12 protein-coding genes and 2 tRNA genes are annotated in these 13,327 nt (G+C 43.5%); 7 read left to right on the forward strand and 7 right to left on the reverse strand.

The window, feature by feature from the left end; translation table 11 throughout:
• Nucleotides 1-86: 86 nt before the first annotated feature.
• The 3 genes from AKJ31_RS02555 to AKJ31_RS02565 form a co-directional block, all read right to left on the reverse strand.
• Nucleotides 87-1,121, reverse strand: a complete 1,035-nt coding sequence (locus AKJ31_RS02555; RefSeq protein ID WP_053407517.1) for a DUF2955 domain-containing protein — start codon at nt 1,119-1,121, stop codon at nt 87-89.
• Complete coding sequence (locus AKJ31_RS02560) at nt 1,111-2,187, reverse strand: HlyD family secretion protein (RefSeq protein WP_053407518.1); 1,077 nt, start codon at nt 2,185-2,187, stop codon at nt 1,111-1,113. Before AKJ31_RS02560 ends, AKJ31_RS02555 begins: the two co-directional genes overlap by 11 nt.
• A gap of 173 nt (nt 2,188-2,360) precedes the next feature.
• A complete protein-coding gene (locus AKJ31_RS02565) occupies nt 2,361-3,404 on the reverse strand; it encodes an alkene reductase (protein ID WP_211263038.1) in 1,044 nt (347 codons plus the stop codon).
• Between the two features lie 130 nt (nt 3,405-3,534).
• Between AKJ31_RS02565 and AKJ31_RS02570 the strand changes: the two genes are divergently transcribed.
• The 3 genes from AKJ31_RS02570 to AKJ31_RS02580 all read left to right on the forward strand — a co-directional run bounded on the left by AKJ31_RS02570 (nt 3,535) and on the right by AKJ31_RS02580 (nt 4,535).
• A complete protein-coding gene (locus AKJ31_RS02570) occupies nt 3,535-4,113 on the forward strand; it encodes a TetR/AcrR family transcriptional regulator (RefSeq protein WP_053407520.1) in 579 nt (192 codons plus the stop codon).
• 244 nt (nt 4,114-4,357) lie between these two features.
• A tRNA-Leu gene (locus AKJ31_RS02575) sits at nt 4,358-4,444 on the forward strand.
• Between the two features lie 17 nt (nt 4,445-4,461).
• Nucleotides 4,462-4,535 (forward strand) — tRNA-Cys (locus AKJ31_RS02580).
• A gap of 8 nt (nt 4,536-4,543) precedes the next feature.
• On the opposite strand, the gene AKJ31_RS02585 is transcribed toward AKJ31_RS02580, so the two are convergent.
• On the reverse strand, nt 4,544-4,981 hold the full coding sequence (locus AKJ31_RS02585) for a DUF4174 domain-containing protein (RefSeq protein WP_053407521.1): 438 nt from the start codon (nt 4,979-4,981) through the stop codon (nt 4,544-4,546).
• 190 nt (nt 4,982-5,171) lie between these two features.
• On the opposite strand from AKJ31_RS02585, the gene AKJ31_RS02590 reads away from it, so the two are divergent.
• Nucleotides 5,172-5,570, forward strand: a complete 399-nt coding sequence (locus tag AKJ31_RS02590) for a nitrous oxide-stimulated promoter family protein (protein ID WP_053407522.1) — start codon at nt 5,172-5,174, stop codon at nt 5,568-5,570.
• A gap of 47 nt (nt 5,571-5,617) precedes the next feature.
• On the opposite strand, the gene AKJ31_RS02595 is transcribed toward AKJ31_RS02590, so the two are convergent.
• Together AKJ31_RS02595 and trxC are read right to left on the reverse strand one after the other, a co-directional pair.
• Nucleotides 5,618-6,778, reverse strand: coding sequence for an MFS transporter (locus AKJ31_RS02595; RefSeq protein ID WP_053407523.1), 1,161 nt, complete (start codon nt 6,776-6,778; stop codon nt 5,618-5,620).
• Between the two features lie 372 nt (nt 6,779-7,150).
• Nucleotides 7,151-7,585 carry a thioredoxin TrxC gene (gene trxC / locus AKJ31_RS02600; RefSeq protein WP_053407524.1) on the reverse strand — a complete coding sequence of 145 codons (435 nt, stop codon included), beginning with the start codon at nt 7,583-7,585 and terminating at the stop codon, nt 7,151-7,153.
• Between the two features lie 131 nt (nt 7,586-7,716).
• On the opposite strand from trxC, the gene AKJ31_RS02605 reads away from it, so the two are divergent.
• On the forward strand, nt 7,717-8,802 hold the full coding sequence (locus tag AKJ31_RS02605; RefSeq protein ID WP_053407525.1) for a ketoacyl-ACP synthase III: 1,086 nt from the start codon (nt 7,717-7,719) through the stop codon (nt 8,800-8,802).
• A 202-nt stretch (nt 8,803-9,004) separates the two neighbouring features.
• A complete protein-coding gene (locus AKJ31_RS02610) occupies nt 9,005-10,180 on the forward strand; it encodes a right-handed parallel beta-helix repeat-containing protein (protein ID WP_072161227.1) in 1,176 nt (391 codons plus the stop codon).
• Between the two features lie 82 nt (nt 10,181-10,262).
• On the opposite strand, the gene AKJ31_RS02615 is transcribed toward AKJ31_RS02610, so the two are convergent.
• A complete protein-coding gene (locus AKJ31_RS02615; RefSeq protein WP_053407526.1) occupies nt 10,263-11,735 on the reverse strand; it encodes a C69 family dipeptidase in 1,473 nt (490 codons plus the stop codon).
• 453 nt (nt 11,736-12,188) lie between these two features.
• Here AKJ31_RS02615 and AKJ31_RS02620 point away from each other — a divergent pair, with 453 nt between their 5' ends.
• On the forward strand, nt 12,189-13,319 hold the full coding sequence (locus AKJ31_RS02620) for an exonuclease SbcCD subunit D (RefSeq protein WP_053407527.1): 1,131 nt from the start codon (nt 12,189-12,191) through the stop codon (nt 13,317-13,319).
• Nucleotides 13,320-13,327 lie beyond the last annotated feature (8 nt).

The raw sequence follows: 13,327 nt of genomic DNA on the forward strand, positions 1-13,327 counted from the left end.
TGAAGTGAAAAAGACAAAATCCTTTTGAAATTGTTGCGCAGAGTTTGTGAGCCACTCAATGGCTTTTTACAAAATCTGCGCGGATTCTAATTATTCTCAAAAGTGAGTGGTTTGCCTTCTGTCAGTGATTTCTTTGCCATGTATAAATCCATTACAGCCGCCGCAACGATCATATAAATGCTGACGACAAAAATCTGTATGATGCGCTGATAGAAGCTGGCGGCAAAATCACCTTCTGGTGATTGAGCGACAGATAAAAGGATGACGAGAAAGGCGTCGAATACACCAGTATAAATTGCCACTTTAGCGCTAGGAGAAAAAATCTTTTGGGCGGCGATAAAGCACAAAGTGCCGGTCAGTAGCACATAGAACTCGATACTCGGATTTAAACTTACCAGCGTCAGCGCAGCTAAAGCAAATAATCCTCCTAAGCTATTGGTAAATATAAGATAAATACTAACTTTGGTACTTTTTTCGACGGTAGCTTGTAAAGATAAAAGCGTGACAAAAATCATGAAGAGCAAATGATCTTTGGTTCCAAACCAATAGATGATGCATACAATCGGAAATGCAATCACTAATGCTCGAGCACTTTCTTTAATTCTCTCCTGAGTGGGTAGCAGTTCCGCTTTTTCCTCGGAATGTTTGCTTTGGTGGGGTATCAAGATATTAATCAGAACAAACAATAAGATTGCAATGGCTCCTGATGCTGCAATGCTCAAAGCGACCAATAGGGATTGGTTGGAGTAACCTTCGCCGAAAAATGGAATCACCACGATGCCAAATAGCGTTAAAGTGGCGAGGAAGTTCCATTTCGGGTCGATAAACGCGTAGTAACTCCAAAACATCACAAGCGCAATGGTGAGCAGCATCGGAAATGGATATTGATTTAGCCCTAGCGACGCTACGCCAGCAATTGCGACTAAGCATAGCATCCCAAGCATCAGTTCATAGACTGTGTGCCAAGTTGGCGCTTGTTTGCCGACTAAAAATTTCGCCAGCAGTACGGGCATTATGTAGTCAAGTGTCCAGTCGAACATTGCTGTCAGTGCAATGGCAAATGTCATTGCGAGGGTAAAGCGCAGCGTTGCTCTTCCTGAGCTACTGAATTTATCGAACATACGACATCACGCTAACAATTCTAATCCATGCTTTGCCAAGCAAATCAAACAAGAAGTTGCTGTTGTCTGAATAAACGATTACATCAGCTTGTCCACCCACTCGGCGTAAGCCAAATGCTTCATCATCAGCGAACTTTATCGTCACAGGGAAATACTGAACGTCGCGAAGCCAACCAACCTGAGGATTGATATTCGCCAGTTGCCCAAGTTGTTCGCTTTGTCCCCAGTTTACGCCGTAATCGGTTGAGACCACTTCGCCTTTAAACACTCGGCCTGGTGCAAAATCGAGGGTCATTTCAACTTTGTCTCCAGGGTGGATATGTTCGAGGCTGTTTTCTCTAAAGTAGGCTTCAACCCAGATGTCGTCGATAGAGAGAAAAGACATAATCGGCTGACCGGCGTTGGCGTAAAACCCTTCTTCTAAGCGGAAATTTGATACGCCTCCGTGAGCCGGTGCGCGCAGAGTCGTGCGTTCAAGGTTGAGTTGAGCAATCTGCAAGGCTCTAAGCGCGGCTTGCACTTTGGCGTTTTCTTGTCCCGCTTTACCTAACGCTTGTTTAGCTTGGTTTAAATCGGCTGTTGCTCGTCTGACGTTGGCTTGTGCGCTGGAAAGTTGGCTCTGAGCTTGATCTTTCTCCGCGACTGGGAGTAGGTTTCTCTCTACCAAAGCAAGTACGCGATTTGTCTGCTGACGTACGTTATCTAAATTCGCTTGTGCTTCGCTCAAACGTGCTTGAGCAGCGTCTATTGTGGCGGTTTGGGCACCGACTTCTTGACCCGCCAATTGCAAGTTGTACTGCGCTTTCTCTAGTTGAAGTTGGTAATCCGTTGGGTCAATCTGCAACAACACATCCCCAGGTTGCACTTCTTGGTTCGGTTGGATGATCACTTGCTTAATTGAACCGCTGACTTGAGGTGTAATCGGTACAACGTAGCTACGGACACGACTTAGCTCAGTGGACGGAATTTTTCTGTCGCCAATGATATGAAAGAGAAGTGCAAAGACAATTAGGCTAACGAGAACAACGGTTGTTCTCTTGAGGGAAGTTTCGGTGGTGCTCGCCATAGCTGCGTTTTTCCAGACAAGATAGATTTAACGCTAGTATAGATGGTGAGAAAAACGCTGTGAATGTACTAGGTCAAGATTATTGAATAATCAAATGGTTGTGAGATAGAGCTAACAAAATGCCCCAACTTATTTGTCGAGGCATTTTAGGTTTAGTTTGTTATATCCAAAGCTTAAACAAGCGTGGTTAGCATCTCTTCGCTGTACTCAACTAATGGCTGTTGATCCTTCACTTTCTGGATGTAATCAGGGTTTGCGATGAATGGTCTACCGATTGCAAGCAAATCAAACTTACCGTCTTGGATTGCCTGCGCGCCAGTCTCTGCACTAAAGCCGCCAACACCCATGAGAGTTTTACCATAGTGATTACGCATGTACTGTGACGCCGTGCCATCAAGGTGTTCAAACACTTGTGCGTCATCAAAAATGCCTACGTGCAGATAAGCTAAATCACGTGTTTCTAATTCTGCTAACAGATAATCAAACACTTGGCGGTCACGAGCGTCTGGCTCAATATTAAAATAGCCACCCGGAGATAGACGTAAACCAGTGCGGTCAGCACCAATCACCTCTGAAATCGCATCAACCACTTCTAGTGCAAAACGAGACATGTTTTCTGGAGTTTGGCCATATTCGTCATCACGTTGGTTACTGCTGTAGTGAAGGAACTGGTCTACTAAATAGCCGTTCGCGCCATGAATCTCAATGCCATCAAATCCTGCTTCAATTGCGTTAATCGCTGCTTGTTGAAAGTCAGCAACCAAGCGTTTGATGTCTGATTTTGTCGCAGGGGTCGGCGTAATGTAGTTGAGATGACGCATACGTGGCACAGTACCTTCTACGCCTAAGGCAGAAGGAGCAAGTACAGAGTCACCACCAAAGAAAGAAGGGTGGGCTACGCGACCTGTATGCCAGATCTGAGCAAAGATTTTGCCACCATTTTGATGAACGCGCTCGGTGACTTTACGCCATCCTTGGATTTGTTCAGCGGTATACAGCCCTGGTGTGTTTGGATAGCCTTGTGCATCAGCGCTGATTTGTGTCGCTTCAGTAATGATCAAACCTGCATCGGCACGACGTCCGTAATATTCGACCATCGCATCAGTTGGTACAAGGTTTTCATCCGCCATACAGCGTGTCAGTGGCGCCATTGCAACGCGGTTATTAAGCGTGATGGTATCGTTGAGTTTAAAAGGCTGAAATAGATTTTCCATAATTCTCTCTCGATAAGTTATTCTTGAATTCCTATTCAAGTTAGACTTTTTTGAATGTTCATTCAAGTTGTTTTTTGAACAATCATTCAAAATTGTGTAAAATCCTGCTGTTGTTAGTTATGTGAGTGAAACTATGCGAAGTGCGGAATTTGATCGTCAGTATGTACTGAGGTCAGCGATGACAATGTTTGTTGAAAAAGGTTATGGCAAAACCAGTATGCAAGATCTTAAGCGCGCGACAGGTCTGCATCCGGGTTCCATTTACTGTGCATTTGAGAACAAACGTGGTTTGTTGATTGCAGCGCTAGAGCAATATCAACTGGATCAAACCGACTGGTTTCACCAAGTATTTGATAAGCATGAGACAGTGTTTGAAGGTCTTAAAGACTATATGGAACACGTGCTTGAAGAGTGTGAGCGCGAAGAAATCCAAGACTGCTTATTACAAAAAGCGATGAACGAGTTGTCTCGACAAGATGATGAAGTCGAGAGCATGATCAGTGACATGCTCAACAACTGGCACCACATGCTGACTGAAAAGATCCAACTGATGTTAGACAAGAATGAAATTGCGCCAAACAGAGACGCACGCCAACTGGCAGAGTTTTTGGTTATGGGCATCTATGGCATGAGGACAATGTCTCATACTAACCCTGAACCGGGTGTGTTGCGTAATTTGAGTAACCAACTTATCGCTTATGTGGCTGGCTAAACCTCTACTGTTCGATAATTTATTCCAATCTTATAAGCATGCAGGTGTATAGCTTTTAATCTTTATGTTTGTCTTTTCAACAGTACGGTATGTTTATTATCCAGTTGATTGATAAATATGGATTTTTTATTGATCTATCATCCTGATTCGATAAAGTAGGCATCGCTTTTACGGCGTAAGTCGTGAGAGCTCGATACTTCCCCCTATAGGTATCGAGATGGTGTTGCCATCGCAGTATTGCGTTGCCCTGGTGGTGGAATTGGTAGACACAAGAGATTTAAAATCTCTCGACGTTCGCGTTATGCCGGTTCAAGTCCGGCCCGGGGCACCATCAAAACATGTTTAAGGGGCGCGTTGGCAGAGTGGCTATGCAGCGGATTGCAAATCCGTGGACCTCGGTTCGACTCCGGGACGCGCCTCCATTTTCAGGTTAAGCCAAACACGGACTCGTTCTCTTTTCCATCTCTTTCTGCCTCATTGGCATTAGGTCAACAGTCTTCATTACGCTTTCCCAGTTGGTTTCTTTTCCCCAGCGAAGTTTCTCAGCCCCATCTTTGCCAATTAAAATCGCAGTGTGTTTTCCGGGTGTTACGCCATAAATCAGAAACATTTGTCGCAGGTCAAATATCTCTTTGATCCAGCTTGGAGCAGTGTAGCCGTCTTCAGTAATAACTAGAGTGACAATGTCACGTTCTTCCAGGTTGCAGTCGTTGATAATGGATTCCAGTAAGAACTGTTTAACGTGTTCGTCATTACTTGGTGCGAAATATATAACACTACGATGTGTCCACTGTCCCGAATGAACAGGGTAAGCCAACGAGTAATGTGTGCTGATGACTAGAAGCATCATGCCAAGAAAGTAACGCATTGTTTGCCTCCAAATCCTTAGCGAGTTTGTTTTTAACCTTTATAGTTAAGTGTAGGTGTTTCGATCAGTATTGATAGGATTCTGCCTCAAGGTCTGCTAATCGAAACGGACTTTACTTACGTCAAAGTTGTCACTAGGAAAGTTGTTACACTCGGAGTTCTATTGCTGAACTATCGATTACTGTTAAGAAATGAAACACATCCATACTGAAATTTTAGAAGGCAAGTTGCTGACAGAGCACAAAACCGTGTGTGCAATGATGTATATCTATTGCCGTAGTCACCATGATACTAAGGGGAAGTTGTGCAACGAGTGCCAAGAGCTGTTGGCTTATGCGGAGACTCGCCTTGACCGTTGTCCGTATGGACAAGAGAAGCCCACATGCAATAAGTGTCCGATTCACTGCTACAAACCAGAGCCTAAGCAAAACATGAAAGCAGTGATGCGATTTTCTGGACCCAGAATGCTGTTACCGCATCCAATTCTTTCAATAAGACATTTGTTCCTTGAGCGTAAGCCCGCGCCTGAGATGCCGCCAAAGAATGCAACCAATCGCGCTAAGAGATTGGAGAAAGTGAGCAATAGATAACAAAAAGGAGAGCCAAAGCTCTCCTTTATTGAACTTAGTGATGGGTGTTACTCGCCAGCCACTGCTTGACGTTTCGTCTTTACACTCGCGAGTAACATGTAAATGCATGTCGCAAGTAAGGTCGCGAATAGGTAACCCATCAAGCCTTGTGAACCTAGCATAAACCAGTCAGCCAAGACAGGACCCGCAACTGAACCGACACTGTAGCTAAATAGCATCACCTGTGTCGCAGAGACAATGTAGCTTGCGTCTAGCTTGTCGCAACCAAGGTTGATCGCGACAGGGTAAAGGGCAAACACCGCCATACCCAAAACAAATAAGCCAGCGCCAAGTACGTTCATGTCATTGCTGGTGGTTGTAATTGCAATCGCTGCAACGCCAAGCAAACAATAAATCGCCATTAAGAAAATGCGGCCAAAGTACTTTGACATGATAGGTACTAAAGGTTGCACTGCCATACCCCCTAGAATGATCAAAGCCATTAAGCTGCCTAGGTTGTCGTTTGAGATACCGCGCTCAGATAGCTCTAATGGCATCAGACCATAAATCGCACCTAGAGTCAGACCAGATACAACGCAACCAATGATCGCCGCATGGTTAAGCTTAGTGATCTGTTTTAGAGATAGCGGTGTACTTTGCGCGCTTTCAGGTTGGTCAGATTCACCAAATAGCAACACAGCAATCGCAATTAACAGCACGGTTGAAATTGCGATGAATGGCACACCACCAGAAACGCCTAAAATGCCGATACCAAGTTGACCGATTGAGGTACCGCCATAAAGCGCCCCCATGTATAAACCCAAGCGTTTTGCGCGCGCAGATTCATCACCGTGTAGCAACCAAGATTCGACAATCACAAACACACCTGCAACAGCAATACCAGCCACAAAGCGAGCTGCTAACCAAACGCTAGACACACTAAACGCTGGCAACACCATAATGGTTGCAATGAAGCCTGCTAGGCATAGGGCGAACGCATTCTTATGACCGACTCTAGTCACTAGCGGCTCAATGCCAATGGCACCGACCAATAAGCCAGCGTAAAAAGCACTTGCTAGCCAACTTGCAAGAGAGTTGTCCAAACCGTAGTGCGGCAGCATCAATGGGATTAGGCTCATTAAGTAGCCTGAAGCCACAGCATATAAAGCTAGCGCTATAACAGGCACAGAAATACGCGCTTTAGGTGCAGGAGCTAGTGTGTTGTCCAACGTCTTCGCCTCGATAGGTTGAAATACACTAAACTCAGTTGGACGGGGTTGTTTTATGGCTAATCGCAAACAACAACGAACGTAACAATATGAGGTATGAATTGCTGCGTTTTGTTGCGAAATATCTTGGCGTTTCTCCGTGCCTGTTTAAGCGATTTCCTGCTTACCTTAAAACAACTGTGTACTGAATTTAATGCTAAATATGTCTAGGTTATCGCGGCGAATATGGGGTGAAAAAGAGGTGAGGTAAAACGAAATGTTTTTTTCTTGACGATTAAAATTGTTTATCGTTGTTTATGTGCTAAAAGAGCATAAAAAAGCCGAAGAATTAGGCTACTTCGGCTTATTAAATTGCAACTTAAAAATGACGTATTATTTGGTCAAAGCCTGATTTAACCATTGATCAAACTGACCTTTTGGTAATGCACCATTAATAACATCCACTCTTTTCCCTTGCTTGAATACCATAATGGTTGGAATGCTTCTAATTTGATACTTAGCCGCTATGTTTTGCTGGGCTTCGGTATCAACTTTTACAAATCGCACGTTTCCTGAACGCTCATTGGAAACATCAGAAAACACGGGAGCAAAACCGACACATGGGTTGCACCAAGGTGCCCAAAAATCAACTACGACTGGTTGTTCGCTTTGCAAAATAGTGTCGAGGTTTAACTCGGTTCCTTCTACAGGCGCACCGTCCAAAAGTGGGGATTGGCATTTGCCGCATTTTGGGCTTTCTGAGACACGTTCAGCAGGGACGCGATTGACACCTGAGCAAGATGGACAGCGAGTGTTGAATGTAGACATGACTTTTTCTCTGCTTTTTGTATTCAAGTGTGATGTCGATATTTTCATTTAGATGACACCACGGATAAAGGGTAGTTATACTCTGTTAGGTCGAGTGACTCAAATAACAAATTAGAAGTAAAAGGCTCAGAATGTCCACTTTTTATGCAGAAATTACCGGTTGGGGTAAATGCCTACCACCAGCCACGCTCTCCAATGATGATTTAAGTACTTTTCTCGATACTTCAGATGAATGGATTCAATCGCGTACGGGTATCCAGAACCGTCGTATCAGTCATGTAAATACCTCCGATATGGCAACGGTAGCGGCAAAACACGCAATGGCGTGCGCTGGCATTACTGCAGATGATGTTGATGTGTTAATCGTTGCAACGTGTTCGCCAGACTCCTTGATTCCTAATACGGCGTCTAAAGTGTCGCAAAACCTCGGTATTAAAGCCGCTGCAGCGTTTGATTTAAATGCTGCCTGTACGGGTTTTGTTTACGGTTTAGAAACGGCGACTCGTTTGATTCAATCAGGCAACTACCGTAACGCGATTGTGATCGGTGCAGAACGTCTGTCTTTCTTCATCGACTGGACAAAACGTGACACCGCTGTGTTATTTGGTGATGGCTCAGGTGCAGTTGTACTAAGCCGTACTGAGCAACCTGTTGGTCTGCAAAATGCGCAACTTGGTTGTGATTCTGCGGGTCGCGATATTCTAGCCGTGCCGAAGTTCGGTACGTCCATGGACCGTTTTGCTGCGGATAACGGCTACTGGGATTTTGATTTTGTCGGTAAAGAAATTTTCAAACGTGCGGTGAAAGGCATGGGTGCTGCAGCTCAAAATGTATTGGCACGCAGTGAGCTAACGACTGATAAAGTAGATGTGGTTATCCCACACCAAGCGAATATCCGCATTATTCAAACTCTGTGTGACTTGTCTGGCATTGAGCAAGAGAAAGCGTTCGTCAATATTCAGAACTACGGTAATACCTCTGCCGCGACAGTACCAATTGCTTTGTGCGAGTCATTGGAACAAGGTTTTGTAAAACCAGGTGACAACTTATTACTTGCCGCATTCGGTGCAGGTTTAACGTGGGGCGCAGGTCACATCAAATGGGGGGAACGTGTCACGCCTATCGCAAAAAGTGACGCTGAACTTCCAGAGTGTGAACAAACCGCACTAGAGCTACTTAATACAGCGATTGAGTTCTGTAAGAGTAAAGCGCAGTAGCTGTTGTTTGATTACATATACTAAATAAAGCCCCAGCACCTAGTGTTGGGGCTTTTGGGTTTAGTGGCTGTTTAAGCAAAGTGGAGAGTTTGGTGTTATTAGGCTAATCTCAATAACGAGTCTTTATATGTGTATTGGTGCATGTTACTACTTACGTGCTTAAGTAAAGTAGGAATAACTTTTACATTGTATGGACGATTTTATGAAAGAACAAATTACCAAATTTATACTTATATTCGCAACAGTACTGCCATTTAAATCTTTTTCGGCTCCTGTTCCCGATGATGGACTAAATGATGCACCAGATATTAAACAGTTAATTGTTGATAAATCCAATTTAGGGGGAGGTGAAGTTTTATTAGGTGAAGGGGTATATGATATATGTTCATCTATTTATGTTAGAGAGATTAATAACGTTACTTTAAAGGGTAATGGAAAGGTTGTTTTTAGAAAGTGCCCATCCTATTCAGATGAGTATTTGATGTATATATACAACTCTGATAATTTTGTGATTGATAGTATTGAGTTTTATGGGTTGACTACTCAACAATATGAACCAGGCAACCATCATTATGCGTGGGGCGAACAAGGTGTATTGTTTGCTGGTACTTCAAATTCTTCGGTATTAAATAGTAAGTTTTTTAATTTTGGTGATGCCGCACTTCGTGTTACTTCTTCTCGCTCGCACCCGTCTCAACTGCCAATTAACTCGAAGAATTTTATCGCGGATAGTAATGTCTTCTACAACGTAACACAAGTTACCACTACGCATGTTTGGAGCTCTGATTTTGGCGGTACTGAAAACATCACGTTTACGAGAAACTTGTTCAAAAATATAAAAGGTTCTCTAAAACTGTCTTCTAGAAAACCAGTATCAAAGGCATTAATACAGAATAATATATTTTCTGATATGCACGGTAATGCGGCTATAGAGTTAAATTATTATTCCAAGGTTTATATTAAAGGGAACAGCTTTTCAAATTTAAATGGGTTAGTATTAAATGCGTATCCTAATAGTCTTACTAGCGTAAATGAACCTATAGATTGGGATGATATCCATTTTATAAAAAATAATGTATCAAACGCAAAGGGAGGATTGAGGTTCCTTTCAGATATAGCAGGTGAATTAATAGGAAGTGATACCAATATTTCTGGCGTGATCGTGAGTGCAAATCACTTTTTCAATATGGATTTTTCTGCTAAAGATCAAGCTCATGCAAACATAATTAATATGTTGAGCAAAGGGGGACAGAAAGAATTTATGTTCGTTGATATAAAGCAAAACGTATATGAACTTCAGGAAGGTCAACGCTTTTTTAAATCTTATACAGGTCAAAGTGTTAAGCAAACGGATAATGTTGAGTTAAGTGCAAACTAAGTCGCGATACATTATTTTTTAAGTAGAAATCCGCCCTAGACAGGCGGATTTCATCTAAAATGTATTTGCTAGAATCTTACGCTCACAAACTCATGATCTTTTTGAACTCTTCTGCAGAGTACTTTTTCTCAGTGCTCTTAGTTAAGTCTGTCATCATTTTGTAACGGATGTCCGTTGCTATGTTTAACGTGCGTTTAAGCTGTCCGTAAGAATAGTCAGCGGCCATATCTAGTGCGGCTTGTTTGTCCTCATTGTACATCGTCGCTAGTGTCTTATCTAAATTCGCGACTTGCTTATACAAGCGAGTTTCTTCCTTATCCCAAGTTTCTTTAAGTAGAGGTAGATACTTGTCTGGATTCGACGCTGCCAATGCGGTTAAGCTTCGGAACTGCCAGTATGCAGAGTCATCGCTGTAGGTGTCATCGCCAATTTGATACGCTTTTGGATAGTCGGTCAACGTAGAGTAAAGCGGTACGAGTACTGACTCAGGGAGTACGCCAAAGCTTTGCCAGATAACGCCTTGAAGCTCTTTTGGCATTTGCTCTCTTAGCTGGATAATATGCGATTCTAACTGACGTTCTACACGGATTGGGCGCTTGCTCTTTCCTTCCAAAGCGGTGCCTTCGTAGGTTGCGCTTAACAACTCTGCGACATCCTCAACTGAGATTTTTTCGTCCGGCTTCATAAACAGTGGGTATTGAGCCATACGACTTTGCTGATGTTTTGAAGGCGTAAGCATCTTTTGTCCTAACCATTCTCGGTCGATATTGTACTCATCGCCAATGACACCAAACGCCTTTGCGAAGTTAAATGACTTGTTGTCAGCTTTGTCGAGTAACTTGTTATCAGTAACAAACTCGAACATGCCTTTTGAGTGCAGAACGTCTTTGCTTGATAAATCCACGCCATGAACTCGTAAACCGTTGGCAATCATTGCGTAGCTATCATCAGGCACTTTTACCGCAATCCAATGATGGCCTGAACCGATCTCAAACAGCCAAGCTTCATTAATATCGGCAATGTACAAGCTGTTTCCTTCACCAGCGCCATAGGTTTCAATGTAGTTGCCAAGTAGTTCAACCGCTTGCTTAGCGCTGGTGGCTTGAGGGAGAAGTAGAGTAGGAATGATTGCTTCAATCACACCGTTCTCTACTAGAGGATCGACTTTTGCGACTTTCTCGTTGATCTCTGCGCTGGTTGTCGCCGAAATAGCAACGTTGTGTTCATTGATGCCGCGCTCTTCGTAAAACTTACCGTCACTATCGACAGTTTTGGCATCCCAATCTGGTATGGCTGAGTAGGCGAAGAAGTGTTTAGGCATAGGGACAACAAGTCCGTTACCTAGCTTCCATTCTCCTTCTTCATTATCTTGCGCTGAGCGATACTCTAGATACTTGTTCCAGTTATTGATACCAAAGTCTTCGTTGCGGGCAATCATAATACTGCCGTCGGTTGACGCGCCTTTACCGACGATGATTCCGGTACAAGCGAGTGCGTTTCCGCTTAGCGCAACAGCCACTGCGCTGGCTAAAAAAGTTACAGACCAAGTTTTCATCTTTATTCTCCGCATATCAAATGTGAAAGAACCGAAGTTCATGTCCGTTGTATTTGCAGCATTTATTGTTGTTATCTCTACCGGGTTGGCTGGTTCTCAGGGGTAAGATAAGGAAGGTTGAGAGCCAAACTCGAGTAGTGGTATTCATCAGAATGTTGTATCTGGAGTGTAACTGCCAAAAAGAACAAATATTCATCAATTGATCACATAAATAGCATTTGTATTTATGAATAATTAGCTGAAAAATATGCGGTTTTTGCATAATTTGATAAAGTTGATTTACGCATTGAAAGTGAGTGGGGAAGTTTGTTTTCAGCAAAATTTAACCGTCGATGACAGTGACAATTTCACAGCATGAACGCCACTTGAATGACTGACCAAATTTATCAGTGCGATCGCAGTTAATGAGGTTTATCATAGTTAATCAAACGATAATAAAAACACAGGGCTTACATGAAGTTTCTCCACACATCTGATTGGCATTTAGGGCGCCAGTTTCACAATGTCTCTCTCCTCGACGATCAAAAAGCAGTACTTGAACAAATCATTGCCTACATAGAAAACAACTCAGTCGATGCTTTAGTTATCGCTGGTGATGTCTACGATCGTTCGGTGCCGCCGACTGCGGCTATAGAGGTGATGAATCAGTTTGTGAATCGTGTCTGCGGTGAGTTGAAACTTCCTATTATCTTAATTCCTGGTAACCACGATGGTGCTCAACGTTTGGGGTTTGGCTCTGGACGAATGCGCGACTCGGGTTTGCATATTCTTTCGAGTTTTGAAGATATGCTCAACCCGGTAGTGATTGATTCAGAATCCGGCCCCGTTGCGTTTTATGGCATGCCTTATAACGATCCAGAAGTCGTTCGCCATCACTTCAAACAGTCGGTGACGAGCCATGATGAAGCCCACCAGTTTTTGTCTCAGCAGATTCGTGAGTGCTTCATCCCTGAGCATAGAAATGTGCTGGTTAGCCATTGTTTTGTTGATGGAGCAATGGCGTCGGACTCCGAACGTCCGCTTTCTATCGGCGGCTCTGATCGTGTGAGTCACGAACACTTTGTTGACTTCGATTATGTGGCATTGGGGCACTTGCACCAACCGCAGAAAAAAGGTGAAGACTTTATTCGTTACTCAGGTTCACTGATGAAATATAGCTTCTCAGAGCAACATCAGAAGAAAGGCATGACACTGGTCGAGTTAGACGAAAACGGATTCAAGTCTGCGACGCACATTGATTTAACGGCCCCTCATGAAATGCGAATTATTGAAGGTGAAATGCAGGCGATTGTTGAAGCCGCGAAGACCGATCCAAAGCCGGATGACTATTTGCTGGTTCGCTTACTCGATAATCATGCGATCTTAAATCCTATGGAAAAGCTCCGTGCTGTATATCCGAATGTGCTGCATCTTGAAAAGCCAGGCATGCTAGTGGGTGTTGAGCAGCAAATGTCTCAGGCCAAGCTTGCGCGTAGTGAAATGGATATGTTTAAGGACTTCTTTTTTGAAGCGCAAAACGGCGAGTTGAGTGACGAACAAGAAACCGCGTTAAAACAAATCATCACTCAATTGAATCAGCAGTAAGGACCCGC

This window comes from Vibrio hepatarius (assembly GCF_001274785.1).
GTDB classification, from domain to species: Bacteria; Pseudomonadota; Gammaproteobacteria; order Enterobacterales; family Vibrionaceae; genus Vibrio; species Vibrio hepatarius.

Excerpts from the sequence above, each read along its gene's own strand:
- AKJ31_RS02620 (WP_053407527.1), top strand. The coding sequence starts at position 12,189 with ATGAAGTTTCTCCACACATCTGATTGGCATTTAGGGCGCCAGTTTCAC.
- AKJ31_RS02585 (WP_053407521.1), bottom strand. The coding sequence starts at position 4,981 with ATGCGTTACTTTCTTGGCATGATGCTTCTAGTCATCAGCACACATTAC.
- AKJ31_RS02610 (WP_072161227.1), top strand. The coding sequence starts at position 9,005 with ATGAAAGAACAAATTACCAAATTTATACTTATATTCGCAACAGTACTG.
- AKJ31_RS02615 (WP_053407526.1), bottom strand. The coding sequence starts at position 11,735 with ATGAAAACTTGGTCTGTAACTTTTTTAGCCAGCGCAGTGGCTGTTGCG.
- trxC (WP_053407524.1), bottom strand. The coding sequence starts at position 7,585 with ATGTCTACATTCAACACTCGCTGTCCATCTTGCTCAGGTGTCAATCGC.
- AKJ31_RS02555 (WP_053407517.1), bottom strand. The coding sequence starts at position 1,121 with ATGTTCGATAAATTCAGTAGCTCAGGAAGAGCAACGCTGCGCTTTACC.
- AKJ31_RS02605 (WP_053407525.1), top strand. The coding sequence starts at position 7,717 with ATGTCCACTTTTTATGCAGAAATTACCGGTTGGGGTAAATGCCTACCA.
- AKJ31_RS02590 (WP_053407522.1), top strand. The coding sequence starts at position 5,172 with ATGAAACACATCCATACTGAAATTTTAGAAGGCAAGTTGCTGACAGAG.
- AKJ31_RS02560 (WP_053407518.1), bottom strand. The coding sequence starts at position 2,187 with ATGGCGAGCACCACCGAAACTTCCCTCAAGAGAACAACCGTTGTTCTC.
- AKJ31_RS02570 (WP_053407520.1), top strand. The coding sequence starts at position 3,535 with ATGCGAAGTGCGGAATTTGATCGTCAGTATGTACTGAGGTCAGCGATG.